The following is a 25,536-nucleotide window of genomic DNA, read 5'->3' as shown; positions in this document are numbered from 1 at the left end:
AATGCAGAATTCATCAGAACAAATAGATCACGATAAAAGAAACTTTCTAAAAACAATGGGTAGCTTAGCTGCTGTTGGTGCTGTTTCAGCATGGCTTCCAACACAAAAGGCAGAAGCTTGGTTTTTTCCTTTACAAGAAAGATTAGTAAATTTCCCAACTGAAATCTCAATTTTTAAACAGAAATATGAAAATTGGTCTGGGGAATCTCGTTATGAAAATGCATGGACAGCATCACCGAGAAATCAAGAACAAGTTTTAAAAGCCATTAACTGGGCATATCAAAATGGCTATAAAGTCAGAGCCAAAGGGATGTCACATAATTGGTCACCTTTATTGTTGGATGATCAAGACAAGATTACTAAAATTTTATTGATTGATATGCCAACGCATATCAACAAAGTCAGTATTGATGCAAACGGTATTGTGACTGCCGAGGCAGGCATTCAAATGGAAGCATTGTTAACCGCAATGGAATACCGTAATCGTGGATTTGTAGCAGTGCCAGCACCTGGAGATTTAACTTTGGGTGGTGTGTTGGCCATTGATGGTCATGGCACAGGTGTACCTGCCGTAGGGGAAAAAAAACAAGAAGGTCAAACTTATGGTTCGATCAGTAATTTAGTGGTATCGATCACTGCTGCTGTTTTCGACCAACGAGAAGGTCGATACGTTGCAAAAACGTTCCTGCGAAATGATCCTGAAATTCGTGCATTTTTAGTTCATATAGGTCGTGCATTTATTTTATCTGCACAATTACAAACGTCAAAAAATCAATATATTCGTTGTGAAAGCTATACCGACATTCATATCAATGAGCTATTCGCTCAAGATAAGCATGCTGGACGTACCTTCTCTCATTTTCTGGATAAATCTGGTCGTGCAGAAGCAATTTGGTTTCCATTCACCGATTATCCTTGGTTAAAAGTTTGGACTGTTACTCCGTATCGTCCTTTGACTGCTCGACAGACAGTCAAACCATTCAATTATTGGTTCTCAGATAATTTGATCAAACCTATTACTGATTTGATTCATAAAATCATCGTCAATAAAAGTACTTATCTCACGCCAACCTTCGGTTTTACTCAGTATGAAATCTCTAAACTAGGTTTAAATGGTACGCCATTATCTGGAATCACGACGATTTTGACTGGTGGTTTGGCTTCCACTCAAACTTATGATTTATGGGGAACGTCAAAAAACGTTTTACTGTATGTCAAACCAACAACTTTGCGTGTTACGGCAAATGGCTATGCTGTCATTACCAGTCGTGCAAACGTTCAACGGGTTATTGCTGATTTTTGTGATTATTACGGCATTAAGATGAAGCAATATCAAAAAATGGGTCGTTTCCCAATGAATGGACCTGTTGAAATTCGAGTTACGGGCTTGGATCATCCAGAAGATTCAATTGTTCACGGCGCTCAAACAGCAGCATTATCAGCCATTAAACCTTGTCCTGATCATCCTGAATGGGACTGTGCCGTTTGGTTTGATATTTTAACCTTGCCAGGTACGCCATTCTCAGCGCAATTTTACACAGAAGTTGAGGAGTGGATGTCACAGCGTTATCAAGGTGATTCTTTGATGCGACCAGAATGGTCTAAAGGGTGGGGCTATACCAATCAAAAAGCTTGGGATAGTTCAACTTATATCGATTACGAAATTCCACGCGTCCATGCTCAGGGTCAATCTAATCATTTAACCATTCAGTCGAGTAGTCATATTTTAAAGCAATATGATCCTCATGCTTTGTTCACAGCACCTTTAGTCAATCGAGTTTTGAAATAAAACAAGATGAACGCTTCGTTTTTAATCTATTGAAATCAGTATCCAACTGAGTTTATTCAAAGCAGATTTAGCTGAGCGAAGTGTGGGATAGAACAGGAGACAACACAGATCATGACTATTTTATTGAAAACTTTTGGTTTGTGTTTGTCTCTTTTAAGCACGCTGTTGAAATGTAGTCAACTTGATGAAAATTCAATATAAAAACCCGTACTTGAAAAATTAATTACAAATATATATGACAAATAAGCTGTTTAGAGACAAAGCGATTGATGCACAAAAGTCAAAGTGGATTGGTGAAGTCATTTTGATTCGACCATTTTCATTTACGGTACTCACGATTGTTGTCGCCATTTTTACTGTTTTATTAGTGAGTTTTATTTTTTTTGGAAGCTATACGAAGAGGACGAGTGTTAAAGGATTATTGATTCCTAATACAGGTTTAATCCGAGTTTATAGTGCTGAAGGGGGTACAGTCAGTGAAAAATTCGTCAAAGAAGGTCAATTAGTGGAGAAAGGGACACCATTAATTACATTAAAAATGACGCGTTATAATAGTACAGGTAACTATAATGAGTCTGTACAAAAACAAATTGAGTTAAAAAAACAAAGTTTAGATACTGAAAAAAATAAACTAAAAGACTTACATTTAAATAATGTTCAACAATTAAATGCAGAAATTCAATCTATACGTTTAGATTTAATAAAATTAGATGGCTTAATTGCCGAGCAACGCCAACGTCTAGCACTTGCACAAGAAAATGCACATCGTTATCGAGATTTAAAAGATAAAGAATATATTTCGATTGAAGAATATCAACTGAAGCAAGATAACTATATCAGCCTAAAAGTTGCATTACAGAGTTATGAGCGTGAAAAAAATACTAAACAAGCTGAATTAGAAAATAAAATATTGGCTCAGCAAGGACTAGCATCGAAGTTGGAAAGTGAGCTGACTTTGGTCGATCGTCAATTAGCTTCGAATCAGCAAGAATTTTTAGAAAATAAAGCGCGGGATAGTTTGCTATTACAAGCCAATGCGACAGGAAAAATAGCATCGATTAATGCAGAGGTTGGTCAGTTTATTTCTCCTAATATTCCTGTTATGAATATTGTTCCGACGCCTTCTTATTTAGAAGCACATCTTTTTGTACCCAGTTCAGCAATTGGATTTATAAGGACTGGTCAAACCGTAAAACTTCGTTTTCAAGCCTATCCTTACCAAAAATTTGGTCAAGGTGAAGGTGTGATTCATTCAATTTCAGCGACGACGATGAACCCACAAGAACTGACCAATTTAGGCGAGTTAAGTCAGGGTGTAACATTTAACCAAAGTGAACCTGTGTATTTAGTCAAAGTCAAATTAGAACAACAGTTTGTAAAAGCCTATGGTGAAAGTAAGCCTCTTAAAGTGGGCATGGCCTTTGATGCAGATATCATGCAAGAAAAAAGAAAACTATATGAATGGGTACTCGAACCGTTATATAGCATCACGGGCAAGATATAAGAAGAAATAACATGCAGATATTAGACAAAATTTCTCTTGGATTTGGACGGAAAATTCCAACCATTTTACAGACGGAAGCGACAGAATGTGGATTAGCCTGTATTGCGATGATTGCGCATTATTATGGCTATGAGTCTGATTTATTAACGTTAAGACGTCGTTTTTCAGTTTCTCAAAAGGGTTCAAATCTCAATCAGCTGATCAAAATTAGTAATCAGTTGAAAATGGTAACACGCCCATTAAAGCTGGATTTAGAAGATTTAGATCAGCTTAAAACCCCATGTATTTTACATTGGGATTTCAACCACTTTGTGGTGTTGCAAGAAGTCAGTGCCAATAAAGTCACGATTTTAGATCCAGCATTTGGTAAACGTGTACTGACACTCAATGAGGTATCTGAACATTTTACGGGTGTTGCATTAGAGCTTTGGCCAGATACTGAATTTGAAAAAAAAGAAGATAAAAATCAGATTCAGCTTAAAGGTCTAATTGGTCATGTTCGTGGTTTATGGAAATCTCTCGGGCAAATTTTGATCTTGGCTTTAGCCTTAGAAGTTTTTTCATTAATTAGCCCATTCTTTATGCAATGGGTGATCGACCATGTGATCGTATCTGCAGATCGGGATCTCTTAACGATACTGGCTATTGGCTTTGGCATGTTAATGTTACTTCAGCAGTTTATCGGGCTACTTCGTTCTTGGATCATGATGTATATGAGCACACATTTAAGTGTGCAGTGGCAAGCCAACGTCTTTAATCACATGATTAATGTTCCTGTCTCTTATTTTGAAAGACGATCACTCGGTGACATTGTTTCACGATTTGGATCAATTGGAAACATTCAAACAACGCTCACCACAACGTTCTTAGCTGCGATTCTTGATGGATTAATGACTGTATTTACGTTGATTTTAATGTTTGTATACAGTCCGAAGTTAGCTTGGATTGCAATTTTTACTATGGGCTTATACGCCTTAATCCGATGGATTTGGTATGCACCTTTGAAACGAGCGACTGAAGCGCAGATTATTCATGCAGCGAAGCAAAGCAGCCATTTTATGGAAACTGTGCGTGGAGCTAAAACCATAAAACTGTTCCAACGACAAGATGTTCGCCGTTCGACTTGGTTAAATCTTATGGTCAATCAAGTCAATGCTGGATTAACGACCCAAAAGCTGGGGTTGGGATTCTCATTGGCAAATGGAGTGCTATTTGGGATTCAGAACATTCTAATTATTTGGTTAGGTGCCACATTGGTATTGGAGGGTAATTTTACAGTTGGTGTGCTGATGGCATTTATGGCGTATAAAGGCCAATTTGATAGTCGGGTTGCAGGACTAATCGATAAGTTTATCGAAGTTAAAATGCTTCAAATTGATGTAGAGCGTTTATCCGATATTGTGTTAACAGAACAAGAAAAATTATACGGTGATGCTGAAATCACAAATGTAGATCAGGTTGATAATGCAATTGAAGTCGAAAATCTGCACTTTAAATATTCAGAAAATGACCCTTATGTACTCAAGGGGATTAGTTTTAAGATTCCCCAAAATCAATCTGTCGCCATTGTCGGGGAAACAGGTTGCGGTAAGACCACATTGCTACATGTTCTGTTAGGCGTATTTAAGCAGAATGAAGGTGAAGTCAAAATCATGGGGCGTGACTTTGAACAATTAGGATTAAACGCTGTGCGAGATCAAGTCGCGACAGTGTTACAAGATGACATTCTATTTGCTGGTTCAATCGCAGAAAACATTTGCTTTTTTGATTCAAATCCAGACATGCAATGGGTACAAGAATGTGCAGCCTATGCCGCAATTCATGATGACATTAGCCGTATGCCAATGGGATATCAAACCTTAGTAGGTGATATTGGTAATATGTTGTCAGGAGGACAAAAACAACGAATTTTATTGGCTCGTGCTATCTATAAAAAACCAAAGATTTTATTTATGGATGAGGCGACCAGTAGTTTAGACGTATTAAAAGAACAAGAGGTCAATGCAAATCTCAAGCATTTAAATATTACCAAATTGATTATTGCACACCGTCCAGAAACGATTTCATCTGCTGAGCGGATTATCGCTTTACAAGATGGCGTGATTGTCCGTGATATGTTGACCAAGGATTTGCAATCTAAATGAAAATTACATACATCGCTTTCATTGTTGTTGGGTCACTATTCGGACATAGTTCGTTGGCTTATGCAGAGAGTTGGTTGTCAAAACTGACTCCAAATCTAAAAAAACAGCGCGAGATATTATGGTTTGATGAGCTCACGGTTCAGCATAAAGCCCGTGAGAATGAGACAAAACGTAAGGAAATAGAACAACAACTCAATCAAAATGTGTCACTTGATCTTCAAAATCAGAAAATGTTAAGTCAACCTCAATATTGTTTATCTCAAAATAATCTCAAGAATGAACAGCCAATAGAACTGATTGATGCCATTGAACGTGCAGTTTGTCGTAATCCTGAGACAAAAAGTACTTGGGTACAAACGCGTATTCAAGCTGCTCAGCTTAAAATCTCTAAAGCAAATTATTATCCTCAAGTGAATAGCACCTTGAATTACGATTGGTCACGTGATGATAATCAAGTAAAAGATCGTCCTGTTTTGAGTTATGACACTGACTTACGCCGTTACGGACTTGGAATAAGAGCCAATTGGCTACTTTATGATTTTGGTAGTCGATTTTATCAAGCAGAAGAAGCCGAAAAATTATTAGCGATGTCTTTGGCACAGCATGATGTTGCTTTGCAAAATATGATCATCAAAACGATTTCGACTTATTATCAAATTATTCAGGCTGAGTTAAAGTTAAATAATATTAATGAGTTGGTTGTACTTGCAGAAAAAAACTATGAAATTGCAAATGCTCGATATCGTGCGGGTGTTGGTATCAAATCAGATGCATTACAAATGTCCGCAAATTTGGCGAAAGTAAAGTCAGATCAAACTAAATTTTCAGGTGATTTAAAAATAGCAAAAGGACTTTTAGCATCATTAATGGGTGAGCCTGCATACCAAAATTTCCAAATTAATAATCAATTAAAAATTCCAAAAGAGCTAGGTCTTAAACCGATTGAAATCCTCATTCAGGATGCTGAAAAAATGCATCCAAAGTTTAAAGCTGCACAATATGATTCACTCGCAGCTGAAAATAAAATTAAGGCAATACAGCGGTCTAGATATCCATCTGTTAGTTTTAACGGCATTTATGATCAGCAAAAACAAACGAGTGACAGTTATGGCAGTGATCGCCAATCTCTACAAGCAGGTGTGCAAGTCAATTTCCCATTGTTTGATGGTTATAATCGAAAAAATCAAATTGTCGTTGCTCAAGAAAACTTAAAATTAAAGCAATTAGAGCAAGAAAGATTGAAGCTTGAAATTAATGCTGAAATCTGGAAAAGCTATAATGAGCTAAATGCAATCCATGACAATATTAAGGCGCTAACGATATTGAATCAAAGTGCTTCAGAAGCCTATGAAGTCGCCCAAGGACGTTATAAAGCGGGTGTAGGAAATTTACTCGAAGTGCTTAATGCTCAGAATGTGTTGAATGAAGCAAAAATGAATTATTCCACCTTGTTGACAGAGTTTTTAGTGGTGAGGTATCAACTTCTATCTAACATGGGGAACTTGAATATTTGGAATGAGACTCAAGCTCAATAAGCCTTTATAAATAAGAGATTGGAGTGATCAAAAAATCACTCCGAAACTAGAGATACGATTAAATAGCAGAATAGAATGGGAACATCCCAAATATTAATCCACTTGCAAGCATCACTAAGCACGTAATAATCGCCCATTTAATGGTAAATTTTTGGTGTTGACCAAACTCAATCCCAGCAAGCCCGCAGAGTAAAAAGGTAGATGGAACTAAGGGTGAGAGCAGATGAACGGGTTGACCAACAATCGATGCACGAGCCATTTCCACAGGAGAGATGCCATAATGTGCTGCAGCTTCAGATAAGATGGGCAGAACACCATAGTAAAAAGCATCATTTGACATAAAGAACGTTAAAGGCATGCTTAAAACGGCTGTGATTGGTGCCAAATATGGACCCATACTATCTGGAATAATCGCTACTAACTCTTTTGACATGGCATCGACCATACCCGTGCCAGTGAGTAAACCTGTAAAAATACCAGCGGCAAAAATAATACCAACGACATTTAAAGCACTACCAGCATGATGAGCGACTAAGCTTTTTTGCATATCAATATCACGATAGTTCACGACTAAAGCAATACACAATGCAATCATAAATAAAATAGGCATAGGCAAAATACCCATGACTAGGCTGGCCATCAGTGCAAGAGTTAATAATCCATTAAACCATCTCAAATGCGCTCGATTTGCCTCTGGGTTTGATGAAATTTGAATATTGTCGCCATGGCTAATATCCAATTCCATGATGCCTAATCTTTTTCGCTCCATTCGGCCATACATGGTTCCTAAAAAGTACAACCAACCAATGGCGAACAGCATCGGTAAAATCATAGAAACAAACACATCGCTAGGATCTACATGGAGTGCACTTGCCGCACGTGCAGTAGGTCCACCCCATGGCGTTAAATTCATGATTCCACTGGCTAACATCATGAGACAGGCCATAATTAAAGGGCTCATGCCTAATCGCTTGTAAAGCGGTAACATGGCAGCAACACAGATCATATAAGTGGTAGAGCCATCACCATCTAAAGACACGATCAATGTTAAGGTAATCGTACCTAATACTATTTTGAGGGGATCACCTTTTACCAATCTGAGAATAAATTTCACTGATGGATCGAATAAACCTGTATCAATCATGATGGCAAAATACAAGATAGCAAATAGCAACATGACGCCGCTAGGTGCTAACTTTTTAACACCATCTAACATCATTTCACCAAGTTCATTAAGTTGAATATGGTTCAAACTATCTACAAAAAAACCTAATCCATATGCAATTAGCGCAAAAAGAACGGGAATAAGCGTGAGTGCGACGAGGGGAGTCATACGTCTAGACATAATGAGGTACATAAAGCACAAAATCATGCCCAAACCAAGCAAGGTCAACATGGATCTATCCTTAGATTAGCGTTTTAATCAATATTGTTTCTATTACAGTATTTGTTATCTTTGAAAACGCCGACCATCTTAGAGAAATTTATGATTAAACTAAATATTGTTTAGAAAATATTAAAATAACCATAATTTTTATAAAAAATAGTAGTTAAAATTCATAAGTTTAAAATTTATATTTTGTGATTGGAGACATTAAACATGATTTTTAAGTGTGATAGTTGTAATAAAAATTGAGTATAAATTCTAATTTCAATAATTTTTGAAGGCGAAAAATCTCAAGTTTAATTAGATAAACTGAATAAAAAAATCCACCTGAGTGGTGGATAGTGTCTTATTCAACAGTTGATTCTAATTCTGCTTTTTCATCAAGTAATCTGGTCACGAGTAGTTGGTCAATTTTAAAATGGTCAACATCGACCACCTCGAATTTATAACCATTAAATACCACACTATCAGCAGGACGTGGAATCTTACGAAGTTTAAACATCATAAACCCAGCTAAAGTTTCATAGTTTTCATCATCAGGCATTTCATCAATTTCTAATGCATGCTTGACATCTTCAATAGGTGTACTGCCTTCAATCAGCCAAGAATGATCATCCCGCTTGATAATTTGAAGATCTTCATCCGTTGGCGTAACCCAGTCACCCATCACGGTAATCATAATATCAGATAGGGTAATAACACCAACCACCAAGGCATATTCATTGATCACAACGGCAAACTTTTCTTTACTAGATCTGAAGCGATCAAGTAATTCTGACAGTGTAAGTGTATCTGGAATCGTTAATACATTACGGATAGTGGATTCATTCAACTGATTAAATTTTTGATTATTTAAAATACGAATCAAGATATCTTTAGCATCAACATAGCCAATCACTTGATCAATATTTTCATTGCAGACTAAATATTTTGAATAGGGAAATTCAGCCAGTTTTTGACGAATACTTTCTTCTGATTCATTGATGGTAAAGAAAACTACGTTTTCACGTGTAGTCATGCTCGAAGGAACATTTCGTTCTTCAAGTTCAAATACATTTTCAATAAAGTGATGTTCTTGTTTTTGTAAGACACCTGCTTGTGCCCCTGCATCCATTACCGCGGAAATATCATCAAAAGTAATATTATCATCACGAGTAGTATTTACTTTGAATAAACGGAATAAGAGGTTGGCAATTGCATTGATAAACCAAGCTAATGGACGACAAACAGTAATGAATACCTGAATAGGATTAATTAAAGAGACAGCGATTTTTTCAGGTGCAATCATTGCCAATCGTTTAGGCATAAGATCAGCAAATAAAATAAACAGTGATGTCACTAAAGTAAATGACAATGCAAAACCAATTGATTGTGACCAAGGACCATCATAGAAACGATCGACCAAAATCACAAAATAAGGTCTAAATGCAGCTTCACCTAAAATCCCTCCCAAAATTGCAATAGCATTTAAGCCGATTTGCGAGGCAGCAAAGAAATCAGCTGAATTCTCTTGGAGCGTAAGCACTTTTTGTGCACGATCATCACCAGACTCAGCCAAAATTTTCAGTTTCACTTTACGTGATCCTGCAAGTGCGATTTCACTTAATGATAAGAATCCAGCTCCAGCAATCAAAATCATAATGATCACGAAATTCTGAAAGAGGCTCACACGAACACCTTTGTTTTTAAATTATTTATGAGGAAAGTTTTATCACAAAAAACATAGAGGTAGTGAATTTTTACACTACCTCAATATCATAGTTATTGAATAAAAATTTTTAAAGTATTGATTTAAATCAGCTCTACTCAATCAAAATTGTGAGAAGTGGGTATTGTTATTTGAAAGAAATTCACGATTTTCTTCCTCAGTCATTTGACGAGCAACATATAAAATCAACTGACGTAACCAACGATGAGCAGGATGATGATGTAATAGAGGGCACCACGCCATTTTGAGTTCAAATTCAGGAATGTAAAATGGAGGGTCTTTGAGCATCAAGTTTTGACTTTTAGCTTGTAGGCGAGCGATTTTCGTCGGTAATGTCGCAATGAGATCGACATTAGACGCTAATAAACCTGGCATTTGATAATGACGTGTAAATACCGAAATTTTGCGTTTTTGACCAATACGTTCTAAAGCTTGATCAATCCAACCTAAACCAGCTTGTTTTTCTGGGTTAACACCAAATCCTACCCCCATCCCAGTTTTAGAAACCCAGATATGTTGCGCATCTAGATAACTTTTTAGATTCAAATTATTTACGGCAGGATGCTTATTATTCAGTAAGCATGAAAAGCTGTCACGCCACACCAGAACCTGATGAAAACTTTGTGGTATTTCGTTGAAACGGTTGATGGCAAGATCAACTTTACCTTGTTCCATATCACGATAGGATACATCACTCGGTGTTAGAAAATCTAAAACAACATTTGGTGCTTCTGAACGCAGAGCCTTAACTAAGCGAGGCACAAGTGTAGCTTCAGCATAATCTGAAGTCATGATGCGGAAAACACGGTTTGACGTATAAGGTCTAAATTCTGTTCGTGGTTCTAAGATCATAGATAGATCAGAAAGAGCATCACGAATACGAGGCTGTAGTTCTAAAGCCCTTTCTGTAGGAGTCATTCCTTCAGAAGAGCGAATTAAAAGCGGATCATTAAATAAGTTACGAAGACGACGTAAAATATTACTCATTGCAGGCTGAGTAACACCCAATTGTTCTGCTGCACGTGTAACATTCTTCTCTCGCAAAAGAACATCTAAGTAAATTAAGAGATTGAGATCAACCCGCTCAAGATTCATAAAAAAAATACCGAAAATAAATTTTTGAAATCGTGGGGAATTATGCCATAAGCGCTTAGGTTTGTGTGTTTTTATGCTGATTTTTTCAGCATAATTTAACATATATTCATCAAATTTAAGTTTTTTTTGTCATAAGACAGACCCTATACATTTATTTAAAAAATAGGGCTTTAGTTGTTTTTGAAATTACCATGCTATGTTCTAAATTGTTTTTAGGTTTATCTCAATTTAAATGCTTTATTGTTGAGTCCATCAATATGGTTCACAGTTTAAAAAATATTCATTTAAAACTAACAGTTTATTAATAATGCTCTGTCAGAAAAGTCAATTGAACGGTAAAATCTAAAGATGTTTGAAGAAAAAATAAACGTAATGGTGAGCTTGATACTTAAGTCTAATGAATAAGAATTACTCAAATTGTGTTAAAAGTGTACAAATACTTATTTTATAAATTTTATTAAAATCAATAATTTATTGAATGGTATTTCATTTATATTACGACTTTAATCTACATATTTTTTAAATAAATACTGAGAATTAAACGAAAATATTGGATTAATTTCTAGAGTCAATCTAAGCTAAGTCCATAGCAACGAAGCGCTCTAAATCTGAACAATTAATACCGAGTAGATTTAGTCCTTCGATTGATAAATCCTAAAATTATATACAGGGTAAAATATCATGACTACATACCAAACAGCGATTGATGCAATCCGCGAATTAAAAGCAAAATTCGGCAACACTTGGGCAGACATCAGTCCTGAAGATGCTGCACGTATGCAACTTCAAAACCGTTTCAAAACGGGTTTAGATATTGCGAAATACACAGCTGCGATTATGCGTCGTGATATGGCTGCTTATGATGCTGATTCTAGCAAATATACTCAATCTTTGGGTTGCTGGCATGGTTTCATCGCACAACAAAAAATGATTGCGAACAAAAAATACTTCGGTACTACTGAACGCCGTTACATCTACCTTTCTGGTTGGATGGTTGCTGCACTTCGTTCTGAGTTTGGTCCACTTCCTGACCAATCTATGCACGAAAAAACTTCAGTTCCTGCATTGATCGAAGAAATCTACACATTCTTACGTCAAGCAGACGCAAAAGAATTAAACGACTTATTCCGTGCACTTAAAAAAGCGCAAGAAGCGGGTGACACTGCTAAAGCTGCTGAAATTACTTCACAAATCGACAACTTCCAAACTCACGTTGTGCCAATTATTGCCGACATCGACGCTGGTTTCGGTAACGAAGAAGCAACTTACTTACTTGCGAAGAAAATGATCGAAGCGGGTGCATGTGCACTTCAAATCGAAAACCAAGTTTCTGACGCGAAACAATGTGGTCACCAAGCAGGTAAAGTAACTGTTCCACACGAAGACTTCATTGCGAAAATCCATGCACTTCGCTATGCATTCTTAGAAATGGGTCTTGACGACGGTATCATCGTTGCACGTACTGACTCTGAAGGCGCTGACTTGACTCAAAAAATCCCAGTGGTTAAAGAGCCAGGCGATATCGCTTCTCAATACATCAGCTACTTAGACACCACTGAAATTGATATTTCAGAAGCGCAAGAAGACGAAATCCTAATCAAACGTGATGGTAAATTACACCGTCCTAAGCGTTTAGCTTCTGGTCTATATCAATTCCGTGAAGGTACTCAAATTGACCGTGTTGTACTTGACTGTGTAACAAGCTTACAGAACGGTGCTGACCTTCTTTGGATCGAAACTGCAACGCCAAACGTTGAAGAAATCGCTCACATGGTGAACCGTGTACGTGAAGTTGTGCCAAATGCAAAACTTGTTTATAACAACTCACCATCATTCAACTGGACGTTAAACTTCCGTCAACAAGCTTACGACCGTTGGGTTGCTGAAGGTAAAGACGTATCTGCTTACGACCGTGCTAAGTTAATGAGCGCTGAGTATGACAATACTGAATTAGCTGCTGATGCTGATGCGAAGATCCGTACGTTCCAAGCTGATGCTTCTCGTGAAGCAGGTGTATTCCATCACTTGATTACACTTCCGACTTACCACACTGCTGCGCTTTCTACACATGAACTTGCAGAAGGTTACTTCGGTTCTGAAGGTATGTTGGCTTATGTTGCTGGCGTACAACGTAAAGAAATCCGTGGCGGTATCGCTTGTGTTAAACACCAAGCAATGGCTGGTTCAGACATCGGTGATGACCACAAAGAAATCTTCGCTGGTGACAACGCGCTTAAAGCGGGTGACGATGCGAAAAACACAATGAACCAATTCTCTGCATAAGCACTGAACTGATTCAAAAAAACCCTGCGTAAGCAGGGTTTTTTTTATTGTTAATGAAATTATTTAACTAAATACATGAGCCAATTTAATTGATGTACAGATAGAAAAACAGTAATAGTAAAACCTAATAGATATTTTGAATAAAAGTAATGCCAAAGCTGTTACAATCCCGAAAATTTACATTTGTATATTTATATGTTTGAAAAATTTGCTGAACAGAGTTTAAATGCATTAGGTTGGGAAATTGATAACCATTGGCCCTTAGATTTAGACCAATGTGTCATGATTGCTGCACCACACACCAGTAACTGGGATGCTTTATACGCGCGATTAGCGCTCAAAGCTTTAGGTGTAAATGTCAGAATTACAATTAAAGACAGCTATATGAAGTTTCCATTTGGTCCTTTTGTCCGGGCTATGGGAGGGATCGGAATTAATCGCCGACCAAAGAAAGAGGGAGAGGAAAGACCAAGCATGGTGCAATTAATGGCAGATCTTTTTAATGATCATCCAAAATTGGTCATGTTGGTGACGCCAGAGGGAACAAGGTCAAAACAAGAAAAATGGAAAACGGGTTTTTACCATGTAGCAATTACAGCGAATGTCCCAATCGCTTTAGCATATATGGATTACAGTCAAAAAAAATGCGGTGTAGGTAAAATTATTTATCCTACTGGAGATATAGAAGTGGATATGGCAGAAATTATGGAATTTTATTCAAAGATTTCAGCTAAATTCCCCGAAAAATTTAGTGTTGACCAACGATATTCGCACAACAATTGATATATGGAGAAGGCAGAATAATCTGCCTTTTTTAATATAAGAAAATTGCGCTTAAGGTCAAAATAAAACCTGAAAAAAACAATAAAGTTAAGACAATCGACTTAAATTTTTGCTCAGATATTTGATAAAAAATTTTTGCTCCAATGATCGCTGGTAGGCTGACCGTGAAGATCAGAATCCACAAATAGGACAAGTGATTTACGTTAATGGTCTGGTTAAATAAATAGATGAGCAAAGTAAACAGTTGAATGGCAAAATTAAAATGTCGAAGAATGCTGCGTTGCTCATGTTTAGGAAGTTGTTTTAGCATCACCCAAGCCGAGGGAATTGCACCACAGAATCCACCGAGCCCACCTAAAATTCCACCCAAAAAACCAATCAAGCCGTCCATCCTGAGTCTGGTATCTTTTAAACAATGTAGTTGCGGATTAAAGAACATGAGTGGGCACCAAATTAATAAAAATATCCCAAGTAGTAATTTGAACGTGTCTGCATTGATATAATGAAGCAAAAAAGTACCCAAAGGTACTCCAATTAAGCCAGCGATAATATAGACCCAAACGATAGAAGGCTTTATAAAGGTTCTTGGTTCTTTATACATTGAAATGATATGACACCATAGTGATGCACAAACGACCAAGGGGGCGGTGATCTGAGGCGGTAGAATCCATACCCAAAAAGACATCGCAATAAGAGCGAAGGCAAAACCTGTGAGTCCTTGAATAAATCCAGCAAAAATTGCGCCTAGAATAAAGATACATAACGTCATAAGGTGACTGCATCAATTGCTAAAGCAGGAGTAAAAGAAAAATGCATGAGATCGTCGGATAAGGAAAACTGATCAATCCTAAAATAATATTTGTTATCTTAAAAATAATAAGAACAGCAATAGCTAGCAGTAAAGCGAATAAAAGCCCTGAAAATCAGGGCTTTTATTATTAATTGGAGTTAGGTTTTAGGTTTTGTGTTAGACCGTTGATGTCCCCACCCTGAATACCAAGTTCACTCATTAAGCTGTCAATAAGAGGTGCTTGCGAACGATATCTAAGTGCGCTATTCACCACTTGATCTGAAAGTGCAACGGATTGTGATTGATCTGCTTGATCAGCTGAAGTTGTGGCGCCAGTAATGCCACCAAGACCATTCACTTGTAATATCTTGATATCATCAATATTTTCCATTGGTTTAACACTTTCACGGATGATTTCAGGCAAATACTTCAAAAGTGCCAAACGAATTTGCATCTCAACTTGTTCACTTGACAAAATATTATTTGCTTCATTGACTGCGCGTGTCCCTTCAGCATCGACTTGGTATTGTTTTTCTAAAGCTTGAGCCAAAAGAATTTTAGCATCAGCTTCACCTTTAGCTTTCAAGCGGACTTTTTCAGCTTCTGCTTCAGCCGCAGTACGAACAGCTTCAGCCTCATCTACAGCAGCTTGTTTTGATGCCTCGGCAGCCACAGTAATTGAAATAGCATCAGTTTCTGCAGCCTGTTTTGCAGCAACAAGTTCAACCGCTTTAATACGCTCAGCTCGCTGTGTTTCACGAACAGTCACAACTTCTTCCTCAGCTTTCACTGCTTGCGCACGAGCTTGGTCAGCAAGTGCTTTGGCTTCAGATTCAGCACGAGATTTCTCGGCAATCGCGATTGCGCGATCTTGTTCCGCAAGTTCAATGGTTTTCTTTTGTTCTACTTGCGCTTGTTCAATAATTTGTGCTTTTTGAATATTTTGATTTTCGACATCACGTGCAGCTGAAATACGTTTTAATTCAATTTCACGTTCTGCAGCGATTTGGGCTTCTTCTGCCTCACGCTTTTTGGCTGCTTCTTGTGTTGCAATTTCAGCAAGTTGTTCAGCTTTTCGAATCGAAATTTCACGCTCTTGTTGCATCTTTGCGTATTCTTCTTCACGCAGGATTTGAAGGCGTGCTTGTTCAGCCTCTAAATTTTTCGCTTTAATGGCTAAGTCAGCATCTTGTTCAATATCGTTACGTTTTTTTCGTCGATCTTCAATAGTTTCTGTTAATTTTGTTAAACCTTCTGCATCAAATGCATTTTGTGGGTTAAAAAATTTAAAGCTGGTCTGATCAAGTCCTGTTAAAGATACAGTTTCGAGTTCTAAACCATTTTTGAACAGATCTTCTGAAACTACTTGTTGAACTTTCTGAACGAAGTCGACACGTTTTTCATGTAACTCTTCCATAGCCATTTCTGCTGCTACTGCACGCAGGGAATCTACAAATTTACCTTCAACCAAATCTTTTAATTCATTTGGTGACATGGTTTTTTGACCCAAAGTTTGTGCTGCGGTAGCAATCGATTCAGCTGTTGGCTTAACACGAACATAGAACTCAGCCATCACATCTACACGCATTCGATCACGCGTAATCAAGGCTTGATCAGCTGCACGTTTAACTTCTAAGCGAAGGGTATTCATATTGACAGGAATGACTTCATGTAAAACAGGAAGTACAATTGCACCACCTCCTAGTATAACTTTTTCCCCACCAAATCCAGTTCTGACAAATGAAACTTCCTTGCTAGAGCGTTTATATAGTCGTGCAATAATGGTTCCGATGACAACCAGTGCAATGAGAATAAGTCCTGCAATTATAATAATTTGATAAAAACTTGAACTAAACATTTTTTTCTCTAAGTTGATTTATTGTGAAATGGCTTGAAAGCCTTTGAGACTACGTTGTGTAAGTAAGACTTGCTGACCTTGTACGAATATTTCGTCAGCTTCAGGTTCGACTAAAATGTAATGTGTTTTACCAAAGCGATCTTTGAGTTTTGCTTGCGCAGGATAGTGCAGTCGAGCAGTGCCTAAAATGATTTCTGCTCGAAGTCCAATTAAATCGTCGCTATGAATTGCTGTGGTTTCATCTTTAGGGATGATCTTTACTATCCATCTTGAGAATAGCCGTACGAATGGCATACAGACCACAAGTACCAGTGGAGTAATGAGCCAGACTGTTAAAAATGATCCAAATACATGATGGATGATAGATTGGGCTAAGAAGCCAACAATTGAAAAGGTCGTGAGAAAGATGATCAGCCAAATTAATACAGGAATACGTCCAAGATAAAGCCAATCTAAAAATTGAATCCAAATACTAGATTGATGGTCAACGATCATTTCAGGAGAAGAATCTAATGAACTAGGTAGAAATTGCTCTAAAAATCCTTGACTACTGAGACCTGTTATTAATAGAAAGACTTCAAGAATGCCTATAAAAAACATTAAGCAGATACTAATACTGAAGAATAGGTTCGACGGATTTATAAACATGTCCCACATGGGTAGTCTCTTATAGATATTAGAATTTTTATCAAATTTTAATCAAAATAATAAAATAAAGTGATGTAATTATCAATTATATAATATTGATTTCATTTTTAATGGATTCAACATAAAAAAATACGCAGTGATTGGGGTGATCACTGCGCAGAACAACGAATCTGCTTACACAGTTTCGGTTAAGGAGAAATGTTATGAATTTTGGGGGTATTCATAACAGTAATTAAATGATATTCAATTTCATTTAGCAACTCATTGGTAGTCGGGTTAAAACGTGTAAGATTACGTTAATAAGTTTGATTGAAGGTTAATTTTAAATAGGCTAATAAATAGCCATAAAAAAAGCCGCAATGTGATGCGGCTTTAAGTGTGCTTATTTTTTAGGGATTAAAATTTAAAAACACCTAATCCAGCTTTAACTTCATCTAATGTTGCTTGCGTAATATCACGACATTTGTCAGTACCTGTTTTTAAGATATCCATAATATAATCAGGATCCTTAGCAAGCTCCATACGACGTTCACGAATAGGCGTGATCAACTCTTTTAGAACACCTTCAAGGCGTTTTTTGACTGTACCATCACCTAAACCACCACGACGATAGTGATCTTTAAGCTCTGCTACTTCTTCTGGATTTGGATCGAAAGCATCTAAATAAGTAAATACAACATTACCTTCCACCTGACCTGGATCTTCAATACGAAGATGATTAGGATCTGTATACATTGCATTTACAGCTTTTTTAATGTCTTTATCAGAAGCATCTAAGACAATTGTATTGCCCAATGATTTAGACATTTTAGCTTTACCATCAAATCCTGGTAGTCGACCAACATTCGATAGCAGAGCTTTACATTCAGGCAAAAGCTCTTGACCAATCTGACGATTTAAACGACGAACAATTTCATTTGTTTGTTCAATCATTGGAATTTGGTCTTCACCCACGGGCACAATCGATGCTTTAAAAGCAGTGATATCAGCTGCTTGGGCAACTGGATAGCATAAGAATCCAGCTGGGATGTCACGCTCGAACCCACGCATTTGTATTTCAGACTTAATCGTAGGATTTCGTTCTAGTCTTGAAACTGTGACAAAGTTTAAATAAAGCATGGTCAGCTCATTCAAAGCTGGCAAGCTTGATTGAACGCAAATTGTTGTTTTTGTCGGGTCGATCCCAACAGCGAGATAGTCAGTTGCAACTTCAATAATATTACGTCTAACTTTTTCGAAGTTATCAGCATTGTCTGTAAAAGCTTGTGCATCAGCCAATAATAGATGTTGGTGATGGGAATCTTGCAAACCTACTCGTGAACGTAAAGAACCGACAAAGTGGCCTAAATGAAGTTGTCCAGTTGGACGGTCACCTGTCAAAATAACAGGGCGATTATCTTGATTACTCATTTTCTATACCAAAGTCATCAACACTAGGGCTGAATTTTTAAAATTTCGTAATATTGTACGGCATTATTTTTTTTTATGTCAGCATAAAGCATCGAAAGAATCGAATTAAAAACACCTTATTTGAGATCGTATTAATAATGTTGATACAGAATAAATTGAAATAGAAGAATAAAATTCCAAAAAACAAAGAAGGATAACAATAATGGCAAATAGTTTATTGGTGCTATTAGATGATATAGCCACCATTCTTGATGATGTTGCTCTGATGAGTAAAATGGCTGCAAAAAAAACGGCCGGTGTATTGGGTGATGACTTGGCACTCAATGCTCAACAAGTTAGTGGTGTGAAAGCCGACCGTGAATTGCCTGTCGTTTGGTCTGTTGCAAAAGGCTCATTTGTTAATAAATTAATTTTGGTTCCATTAGCATTATTAATTAGTGTGATTGCACCTTGGCTTATAAATCCTTTATTGATGTTAGGTGGATTATTTTTATGTTATGAAGGTGTAGAAAAAGTAATTCACTCATTACACCATAAAAAAGCTAAAACATCTGAACAGGCCGAAAAAGAACTTGAAAACTTAAATGTAGATCTAGCAACTTTTGAGAAAGATAAAATCAAAGGCGCGATACGAACAGACTTTATTTTATCTGCTGAAATTATCGTGATTTCATTGGGTACAGTTGCAGCAGCTACTTTTGGAATTAAGGTTGCAGTCTTGTCAGTCATCGCAATTTTAATGACGATTGGTGTTTATGGTTTGGTTGCTATGATTGTTAAAATTGATGATTTGGGATTTTATCTCGTCAAACAAACGTCTGCATTGAAACAAAGAATTGGTCAGGGCTTACTTGCTTTTGCGCCTAAACTTATGAAGACACTAACCATTGTCGGAACAATCGCGATGTTCTTGGTTGGTGGCGGTATTATTAATCATACCATTCCATTATTTCATCACTTTACTGAAGATTCTGTCGATTATATTGAACATATTCCAAATGTAGGCAGTATCATCGGTGCTTTAACCCCGACGCTCTTAAACTTTGTCATAGGCTTTATTGCAGGACTTATTGTTTTGGTCGTTGTTTCAGGAATACAAAAACTATGGAACGCTAGAAAAGTTTAGAGTTTGATGAAATAACGTATTATATGAAGTTATATGATTAAAAAGGGCTGAGATTATGCGTTGGAAAGGCCGGAGAGTAAGTAGTAATTAGAAGATCGCCGTGGAGGCGGTGGGGCTAAAGCTGGTGGAATTAGTATTCTCGGTTTAGTTGTTGCATTTGTTGCTTGGAAATTTTTTGGGGTTGATCCACAACAAGCCTATCAGGCAACTAAACAAGTGACTTCTAACAATCAGCAACAAGCGATAGGGATTGAAAACCCAACACCCGAGCAACAAGAAACAGCGGCATTTGTTGGTACGGTACTCGCTGATACTGAAGATACATGGACCACCGTTTTTCAAAAACAGGGAATGCAATACCAAGCACCGAAACTAGTGATGTTTAGTGGTGTAGTCAATTCAGGCTGTGGTACAGCCCAATCAGCGATGGGGCCATTTTATTGTCCTGCAGACCAAAAAATCTATATTGATACTGATTTTTTTAAAGATATGCGTCAGCAAATGGGTATATCGGGTGAACGAAATCAATCAGAATTATCTACACAAAATGCTGCTGGTGACTTTGCACAAGCTTATGTGATTGCGCATGAAGTCGGACATCATATTCAAAATCTTTTAGGTATTTCAACTCAAGTCCAACAAGCTAGACAACGAGCTACTGAAGCTCAAGGGAACCAATTATCAGTCCGTTTGGAATTGCAAGCTGATTGTCTAGCTGGTGTGTGGGCAAAAGATACACATCAACGAACCCAATTCTTGGAACAAGGTGATGTTGAAGAGGCAATGGATGCGGCGCATAAGATTGGTGATGATTATCTTCAGAAAAAGGCTAGAGGACATGTGGTTCCTGATAGCTTTACCCACGGGACAAGCCAACAAAGAATGTATTGGTTCGAGCGTGGCATGAAAACAGGTGATGTGAATCAATGTGATACATTCAATGCCTCAATCTAAATCTACCAAGCAGAATCGATTGATTTTTTTGCAAAGTTAAAACATGTAGCCTGCTAATGGAATAATTTATTAGGAAGGCTACACATCTTTAAAAAAAAGGGATTGCGAGTAATCATTCTTTATATAAAATAAATAAATGGCTATAGTTTTTTCATTTAAAATTTAAATGATCTCATTTAAATAAAACATATCATAGAGTGCAAAATGGGCAACTTTTTTTTTCTCCAAGTATTTACAGTGGTTTTTGCCCTCTCAATTGCCACCACCATATTCAATAAACGAATTCTAGGTTTTCCCCAAGCGATAGGGGTGCCAATTGTTTCAGCAATTTTTGTCTTTATTCTACAATGGGCCGCCAATTTATTAGGGGATAATCGTTTTATCACCATTAATTTGGCGAATATTGAAGAAGCAGTACGTCATATTGATTTTTATGATTTTCTCGTAAATGGTGTTATTTGCTTCATTCTTACATCGTCGGCATTGAAATTTAAAGTGTCTGATTTAAAAGTATATTGGAAGCCAATTAGTATTCTTGCCACTATTGCTTTGGTTTTGTGTGCAGCATTGTTTGGTGGATTATTATTTGGATTTCAATATTTGATTGGTAACCCTGTACCAATACTCGTACTTTTATTACTCGGTTCTGCTTTAGGGGCTACAGATCCAATCGGAATCAAAGGGGTACTCAGTTCTGTACGTGCACCACATCATCTAATGGTGAAATTGGAGGGTGAATCACTTTTCAATGATGCAATGTGTATTGCTGTATTTATGACGTTGTTGAATGTACTTGAAGGCGAGCATTTTAGTCTGTTACTGACACTACAAACACTCCTTTATGAAATTGTGGTAGCTGTAATTATTGGTTTGGTATTTGGTTGGGGGATTTTACGATTGCTTCGCGGGAAGCATGAAATGGAATCATTAATCCTAACGACAGCTTTACTGGCTTGTGGTTCATATTTGGTTGCTTTATTTGCTCATGCATCAGCACCAATCGCATGTGTGATTGGTGGACTTATTGTTGGTAATAAATGGAAAGAAATTTTACAAAATCGTGAAATCCAAGAAGTAAATCACTTTTGGCATACAGTTGAAGGTATCATTAATTCTTTTTTATTTACTTTAATTGGTTTAGAGCTGTTTATTCTTGATCTTAATGCCAGCATGATACTTGGCGGTATTATCGCATTTGTAATATTACATATTTCTCGTTTTGCTGCGAACTTTCTTGCTTTTGCATTCTTCCCATCGTTTCGCAAGAAAAGCTATAACGGTAGCCTAGCAATTTTATCATGGGGTGGAGTAAGAGGAGGAATTTCATTGGCTCTAATTCTCGCGGTTGCTAATGTCCCAGAGTTAAGGCAATACAGTAGTATCTTGATTGGTTATACCTTTATTGTTGTTTTATTATCGGGCGTAGTATGTGGTTTAGGTTTGCCAGCAGTTATGAATGCTTTCTATTACAATCCTAATGAGGAAAAAGAGGGCTTAAAGGGACTATATCAGCGATTATGTAATAAGCTTAATCGTAAAGGATTTAAATATATTGTTGGTGAAGATAGTAAAGGTAATGAGATTATTACGATTTATAATCCTGAAGTAATATTAGATCGGACTTCTGATGATGGTGTGGCAATCGTCCATCATCCAGCTAAAGCTGAAGAGGTGAAAAAATTAGAAAATCCAGAAAATTTCTAAAAAATTATATTTAATTGAAGCAAGCATGATAGTGCTTGCTCTTTTTTTTTATGAATTAAGCATGATCAATGCAGAAGATAACAGTGATATTGTTTAAATATTTTATTCAGTTACGCAGAATTTTATCGATGAAATATAAAATTAAAATGTGAAAATTACATCATATTTAAAGCAAAATTTATTTCTTAACTTACTAAAAAGTAAGTATTAATTTTCAATATAAAATGAAAAGTATACTAGTTTACTAACATTAAAATGTTAGGTGGACAAGTTACCGTATGTAGTTAAACTAAATATAGCAGAAATTATGATAAGTAAGCCTTTGAAATTTGGTGACCTGAAATATCCTAAAAGTAAGAAAAATATTAATTCTTTTGTCATAAGTGTTTGTAAATAAAGTATATATTTTTATTGTGGATGAGCGGTTACAAAAAGCTGATAAAAGACGCAAAATCTATTCGCATTAAATCTTAAAAATGTGATATAAATCTCACTTATAGATAATAGTGTCTATCTTTTTTGTATCTTAGATGTAGAAAGATCGATAAAAATAAAATTTATAAGTGAGAATTTACCATGGCTAATATCTCCGTAATATCTAAAGAGAGTCATCAGGTATTAGAGAATGTCAACTCTAGTCAAGTGGGGCTTAACGAAAACTCTGTAGTTGTCGTTCAAGTATCTAAAGATGATGTAGCTTCAATCACTCGTGATAATAATAATGCTCTAATCAATTTGCGTAATGGTGAAGTGATTGTGATTGAAAACTATTTCAATCCTTCATTTGCTGATAACAGCCTCGTATTCCAAGATGAAAGTGGTCAACTTTATTGGGTTAAATTTACCAATGAAGATGGCTCAATTGCAGAAACAATTCTGTATTACCCAATCGAAGAAATCGAACCTCTTCTTTATTCCGATGATTTTATCGGTGGTATTCTCCCTTGGTTAATTGGTGCTGGTGCAGCTGGTGCAATTGCAGCAGTCGCAGATAATGGTTCTGACTCTAATCCTACACCTAACCCTCAGCCAAAGCCAAATGCATTATTAAATGCACCAATCGTCATTGATGATGTGCCAGAGCATATTGGTGAAGTTGCTGATGGTGGTGTAACAAATGATGCTCGTCCAGAAATCAAAGGTTCTGGAGCTCAACCTGGTGCAATCATCAAAATCTATAATGGCGATGAACTAATTGGTGAGACTGTTGCATTGTCTAATGGTGATTGGAGTTTTACACCTGATCAAGATTTAAAAGATGGTATCTATGAGCTTTCTGTCACACAAACTGTAAGTGGTCAAGAAAGTGATAAATCACCGATTAAGACAATCACGCTTGATACTGTCCCACCATCAGACATCACTATTGATGAAATTGGAAATAAGGGTGAAACAAACTCAGAAACACCTAAATTATCAGGTGAAGGTGAGCCAGAATCTAATGTCGAAATAGAAATTAAAGATAAAGATGGAAACGTGGTTGATAAAGATACTGTTCCTGTTGATAAAGATGGTAAATGGGAATATACACCTGAGAAAAACCTGGATGAAGGTAAATACGAAGTTATCGTAACGCCTATTGATAAATCAGGAAATAAAGGTGAAGAAGAAAAACAAGAATTCAATGTTGACTTAACTCCTCCAGACATAGACATCGATCCAATCCCTACTGATCCTGAACCTGAGGGTTGGGATACAGCAACGAATCAATCAACTTTTGCAATTGCTGCAATCGCAAATACTCTTTCGGAATCGGAGAATAATCCAGTGAATACAACTAAAAATCAAACTCCTACATTTACGGGAACCACTAAAGATAGTGAGAGCGTAAAAGTAGTGATTCGCGATAGTTCAGGTAAGATTATCGCAGAAGGTCCTGCTACAGTGACCAACGGTAAATGGCAGTTTAAATCACCTGTAACATTAGCTGAAGGTGACTATAAACTAGAAGCAACAGCATATGACGCGGCTGGTAATAGTAAAGTCGCTACTTCAAGCTTTACTGTGGATATTACTCCACCTAAAGTAACGATTGAAGAGTTACCACTTACGAACATTGATGCGCCTACCTTTAAAGGTAAAACTGAAGATGGTGCAACACAAGTACGTGTTGAAATCAAGGATGCGGCTGGCAAGGTTGTTCAATCTGCAGTTGTGAATGTTGCAGCTGATGGTAGCTGGACATATAAGCCATCTAAAGCGTTACCAGATGGTACATATAGTGTCGAGGCTTCAGCTCGTGATGCGGTAGGAAATGTAAGTCAACCTGCTAAAACTACGGTTGAAGTTGATACAATCGATCCGGAAATTACAATCGATCCTCTAGAAGATACTAGTGATACAACTCCTGAAATTAATGGTAAGACTGAACCAGGCGCAACAGTAAAAGTTGAAATCTTAGACAAAGATGGCAACCCTGTAGCAACAGGTGATGCGACTGTAGATCCTGAAGGTAACTGGACGTTCACACCGACTGAAGCACTACCAGAAGGTGAATATACAGTTAAAGCTGAAGCGAAAGATAAAGCTGGTAACGTTGGTGAAGCGACATCTAATGGCTCATTTAAAGTTGATACAACTGCACCATCTGATACCGATGTAACGATTGATCCAATTGCGGATACAAACGATACAACACCAGAAATCACAGGTACAACTGAACCAGGAACAACAGTAAATGTCGTTGTTAAAGACAAAGACGGTAAAGTTGTTGCAGAAGGTCCAGCGACAGTTACAGGTGACACGTGGACATATACACCATCAGTTGAATTGGCAGATGGCGAATATGACGTAGTTGCAAAAGCAACAGATCAAGCAG

Annotated in this window: 16 protein-coding genes and 1 pseudogene; 10 read left to right on the top strand and 7 right to left on the bottom strand. The window is 37.0% G+C overall.

Annotated features, from left to right (window positions below; translation table 11 throughout):
* Position 1: 1 nt before the first annotated feature.
* From AC1M84_RS12245 to AC1M84_RS12230, 4 genes are all read left to right on the top strand, one after another.
* On the top strand, positions 2-1,789 hold the full coding sequence (locus AC1M84_RS12245; RefSeq protein WP_481595080.1) for a cholesterol oxidase substrate-binding domain-containing protein: 1,788 nt from the start codon (positions 2-4) through the stop codon (positions 1,787-1,789).
* Positions 1,790-2,024: 235 nt separating this feature from the next.
* Entirely contained in the window at positions 2,025-3,293 is a 1,269-nt protein-coding gene (locus tag AC1M84_RS12240) for an HlyD family secretion protein (protein WP_481593588.1), read from the top strand.
* Positions 3,294-3,304: 11 nt separating this feature from the next.
* Complete coding sequence (locus AC1M84_RS12235) at positions 3,305-5,437, top strand: peptidase domain-containing ABC transporter (protein ID WP_481589119.1); 2,133 nt, start codon at positions 3,305-3,307, stop codon at positions 5,435-5,437.
* Positions 5,434-6,972, top strand: a complete 1,539-nt coding sequence (locus AC1M84_RS12230) for a TolC family protein (RefSeq protein WP_481595079.1) — start codon at positions 5,434-5,436, stop codon at positions 6,970-6,972. Before AC1M84_RS12235 ends, AC1M84_RS12230 begins: the two co-directional genes overlap by 4 nt.
* Positions 6,973-7,030: 58 nt before the next feature.
* On the opposite strand, the gene AC1M84_RS12225 is transcribed toward AC1M84_RS12230, so the two are convergent.
* The 3 genes from AC1M84_RS12225 to AC1M84_RS12215 form a co-directional block, all read right to left on the bottom strand.
* A complete protein-coding gene (locus AC1M84_RS12225; protein ID WP_481595078.1) occupies positions 7,031-8,368 on the bottom strand; it encodes a CitMHS family transporter in 1,338 nt (445 codons plus the stop codon).
* 337 nt (positions 8,369-8,705) lie between these two features.
* Positions 8,706-10,028, bottom strand: a complete 1,323-nt coding sequence (gene paeA / locus AC1M84_RS12220) for a polyamine export protein PaeA (RefSeq protein ID WP_035267989.1) — start codon at positions 10,026-10,028, stop codon at positions 8,706-8,708.
* A gap of 141 nt (positions 10,029-10,169) precedes the next feature.
* Positions 10,170-11,162 (bottom strand): LysR family transcriptional regulator, encoded by a 993-nt coding sequence (locus tag AC1M84_RS12215; RefSeq protein ID WP_035268043.1) that lies wholly within the window; start codon positions 11,160-11,162, stop codon positions 10,170-10,172.
* Positions 11,163-11,843: 681 nt separating this feature from the next.
* On the opposite strand from AC1M84_RS12215, the gene AC1M84_RS12210 reads away from it, so the two are divergent.
* Together AC1M84_RS12210 and AC1M84_RS12205 are read left to right on the top strand one after the other, a co-directional pair.
* Positions 11,844-13,445, top strand: coding sequence for an isocitrate lyase (locus tag AC1M84_RS12210; protein WP_035267987.1), 1,602 nt, complete (start codon positions 11,844-11,846; stop codon positions 13,443-13,445).
* Positions 13,446-13,640: 195 nt separating this feature from the next.
* Positions 13,641-14,228: a 1-acyl-sn-glycerol-3-phosphate acyltransferase gene (locus AC1M84_RS12205; protein ID WP_481593585.1), complete on the top strand. Its 588-nt coding sequence runs from the start codon at positions 13,641-13,643 to the stop codon at positions 14,226-14,228.
* Positions 14,229-14,259: 31 nt separating this feature from the next.
* Here the strand turns inward: AC1M84_RS12205 and AC1M84_RS12200 are convergent, their stop codons facing one another.
* From AC1M84_RS12200 to trpS, 4 genes are all read right to left on the bottom strand, one after another.
* Positions 14,260-14,997, bottom strand: coding sequence for a sulfite exporter TauE/SafE family protein (locus AC1M84_RS12200; RefSeq protein ID WP_481595077.1), 738 nt, complete (start codon positions 14,995-14,997; stop codon positions 14,260-14,262).
* A 169-nt stretch (positions 14,998-15,166) separates the two neighbouring features.
* On the bottom strand, positions 15,167-16,876 hold the full coding sequence (locus AC1M84_RS12195) for a flotillin family protein (protein ID WP_481590511.1): 1,710 nt from the start codon (positions 16,874-16,876) through the stop codon (positions 15,167-15,169).
* An 18-nt stretch (positions 16,877-16,894) separates the two neighbouring features.
* Positions 16,895-17,533 carry a YqiJ family protein gene (locus tag AC1M84_RS12190; protein WP_481593582.1) on the bottom strand — a complete coding sequence of 213 codons (639 nt, stop codon included), beginning with the start codon at positions 17,531-17,533 and terminating at the stop codon, positions 16,895-16,897.
* Between the two features lie 387 nt (positions 17,534-17,920).
* A complete protein-coding gene (gene trpS / locus AC1M84_RS12185; RefSeq protein WP_092767023.1) occupies positions 17,921-18,934 on the bottom strand; it encodes a tryptophan--tRNA ligase in 1,014 nt (337 codons plus the stop codon).
* 202 nt (positions 18,935-19,136) lie between these two features.
* Between trpS and AC1M84_RS12180 the strand changes: the two genes are divergently transcribed.
* The 4 genes and pseudogenes from AC1M84_RS12180 to AC1M84_RS12165 form a co-directional block, all read left to right on the top strand.
* Positions 19,137-20,060 (top strand): DUF808 domain-containing protein, encoded by a 924-nt coding sequence (locus AC1M84_RS12180; protein WP_481595076.1) that lies wholly within the window; start codon positions 19,137-19,139, stop codon positions 20,058-20,060.
* A 55-nt stretch (positions 20,061-20,115) separates the two neighbouring features.
* Positions 20,116-21,014 (top strand): annotated as a pseudogene (ypfJ, locus tag AC1M84_RS12175) (KPN_02809 family neutral zinc metallopeptidase).
* A gap of 204 nt (positions 21,015-21,218) precedes the next feature.
* Positions 21,219-22,718 carry a cation:proton antiporter gene (locus AC1M84_RS12170; protein WP_481588075.1) on the top strand — a complete coding sequence of 500 codons (1,500 nt, stop codon included), beginning with the start codon at positions 21,219-21,221 and terminating at the stop codon, positions 22,716-22,718.
* 576 nt (positions 22,719-23,294) lie between these two features.
* A partial coding sequence (locus tag AC1M84_RS12165) for an Ig-like domain-containing protein (protein ID WP_481595075.1) occupies positions 23,295-25,536 on the top strand: 2,242 nt, incomplete at its 3' end.

Source organism: Acinetobacter sp. 24-47-66 (assembly GCF_056779755.1).
The sequence above is the reverse complement of the archived record's forward strand: the minus strand, read 5'-3'. Positions and strand labels throughout refer to the sequence as shown.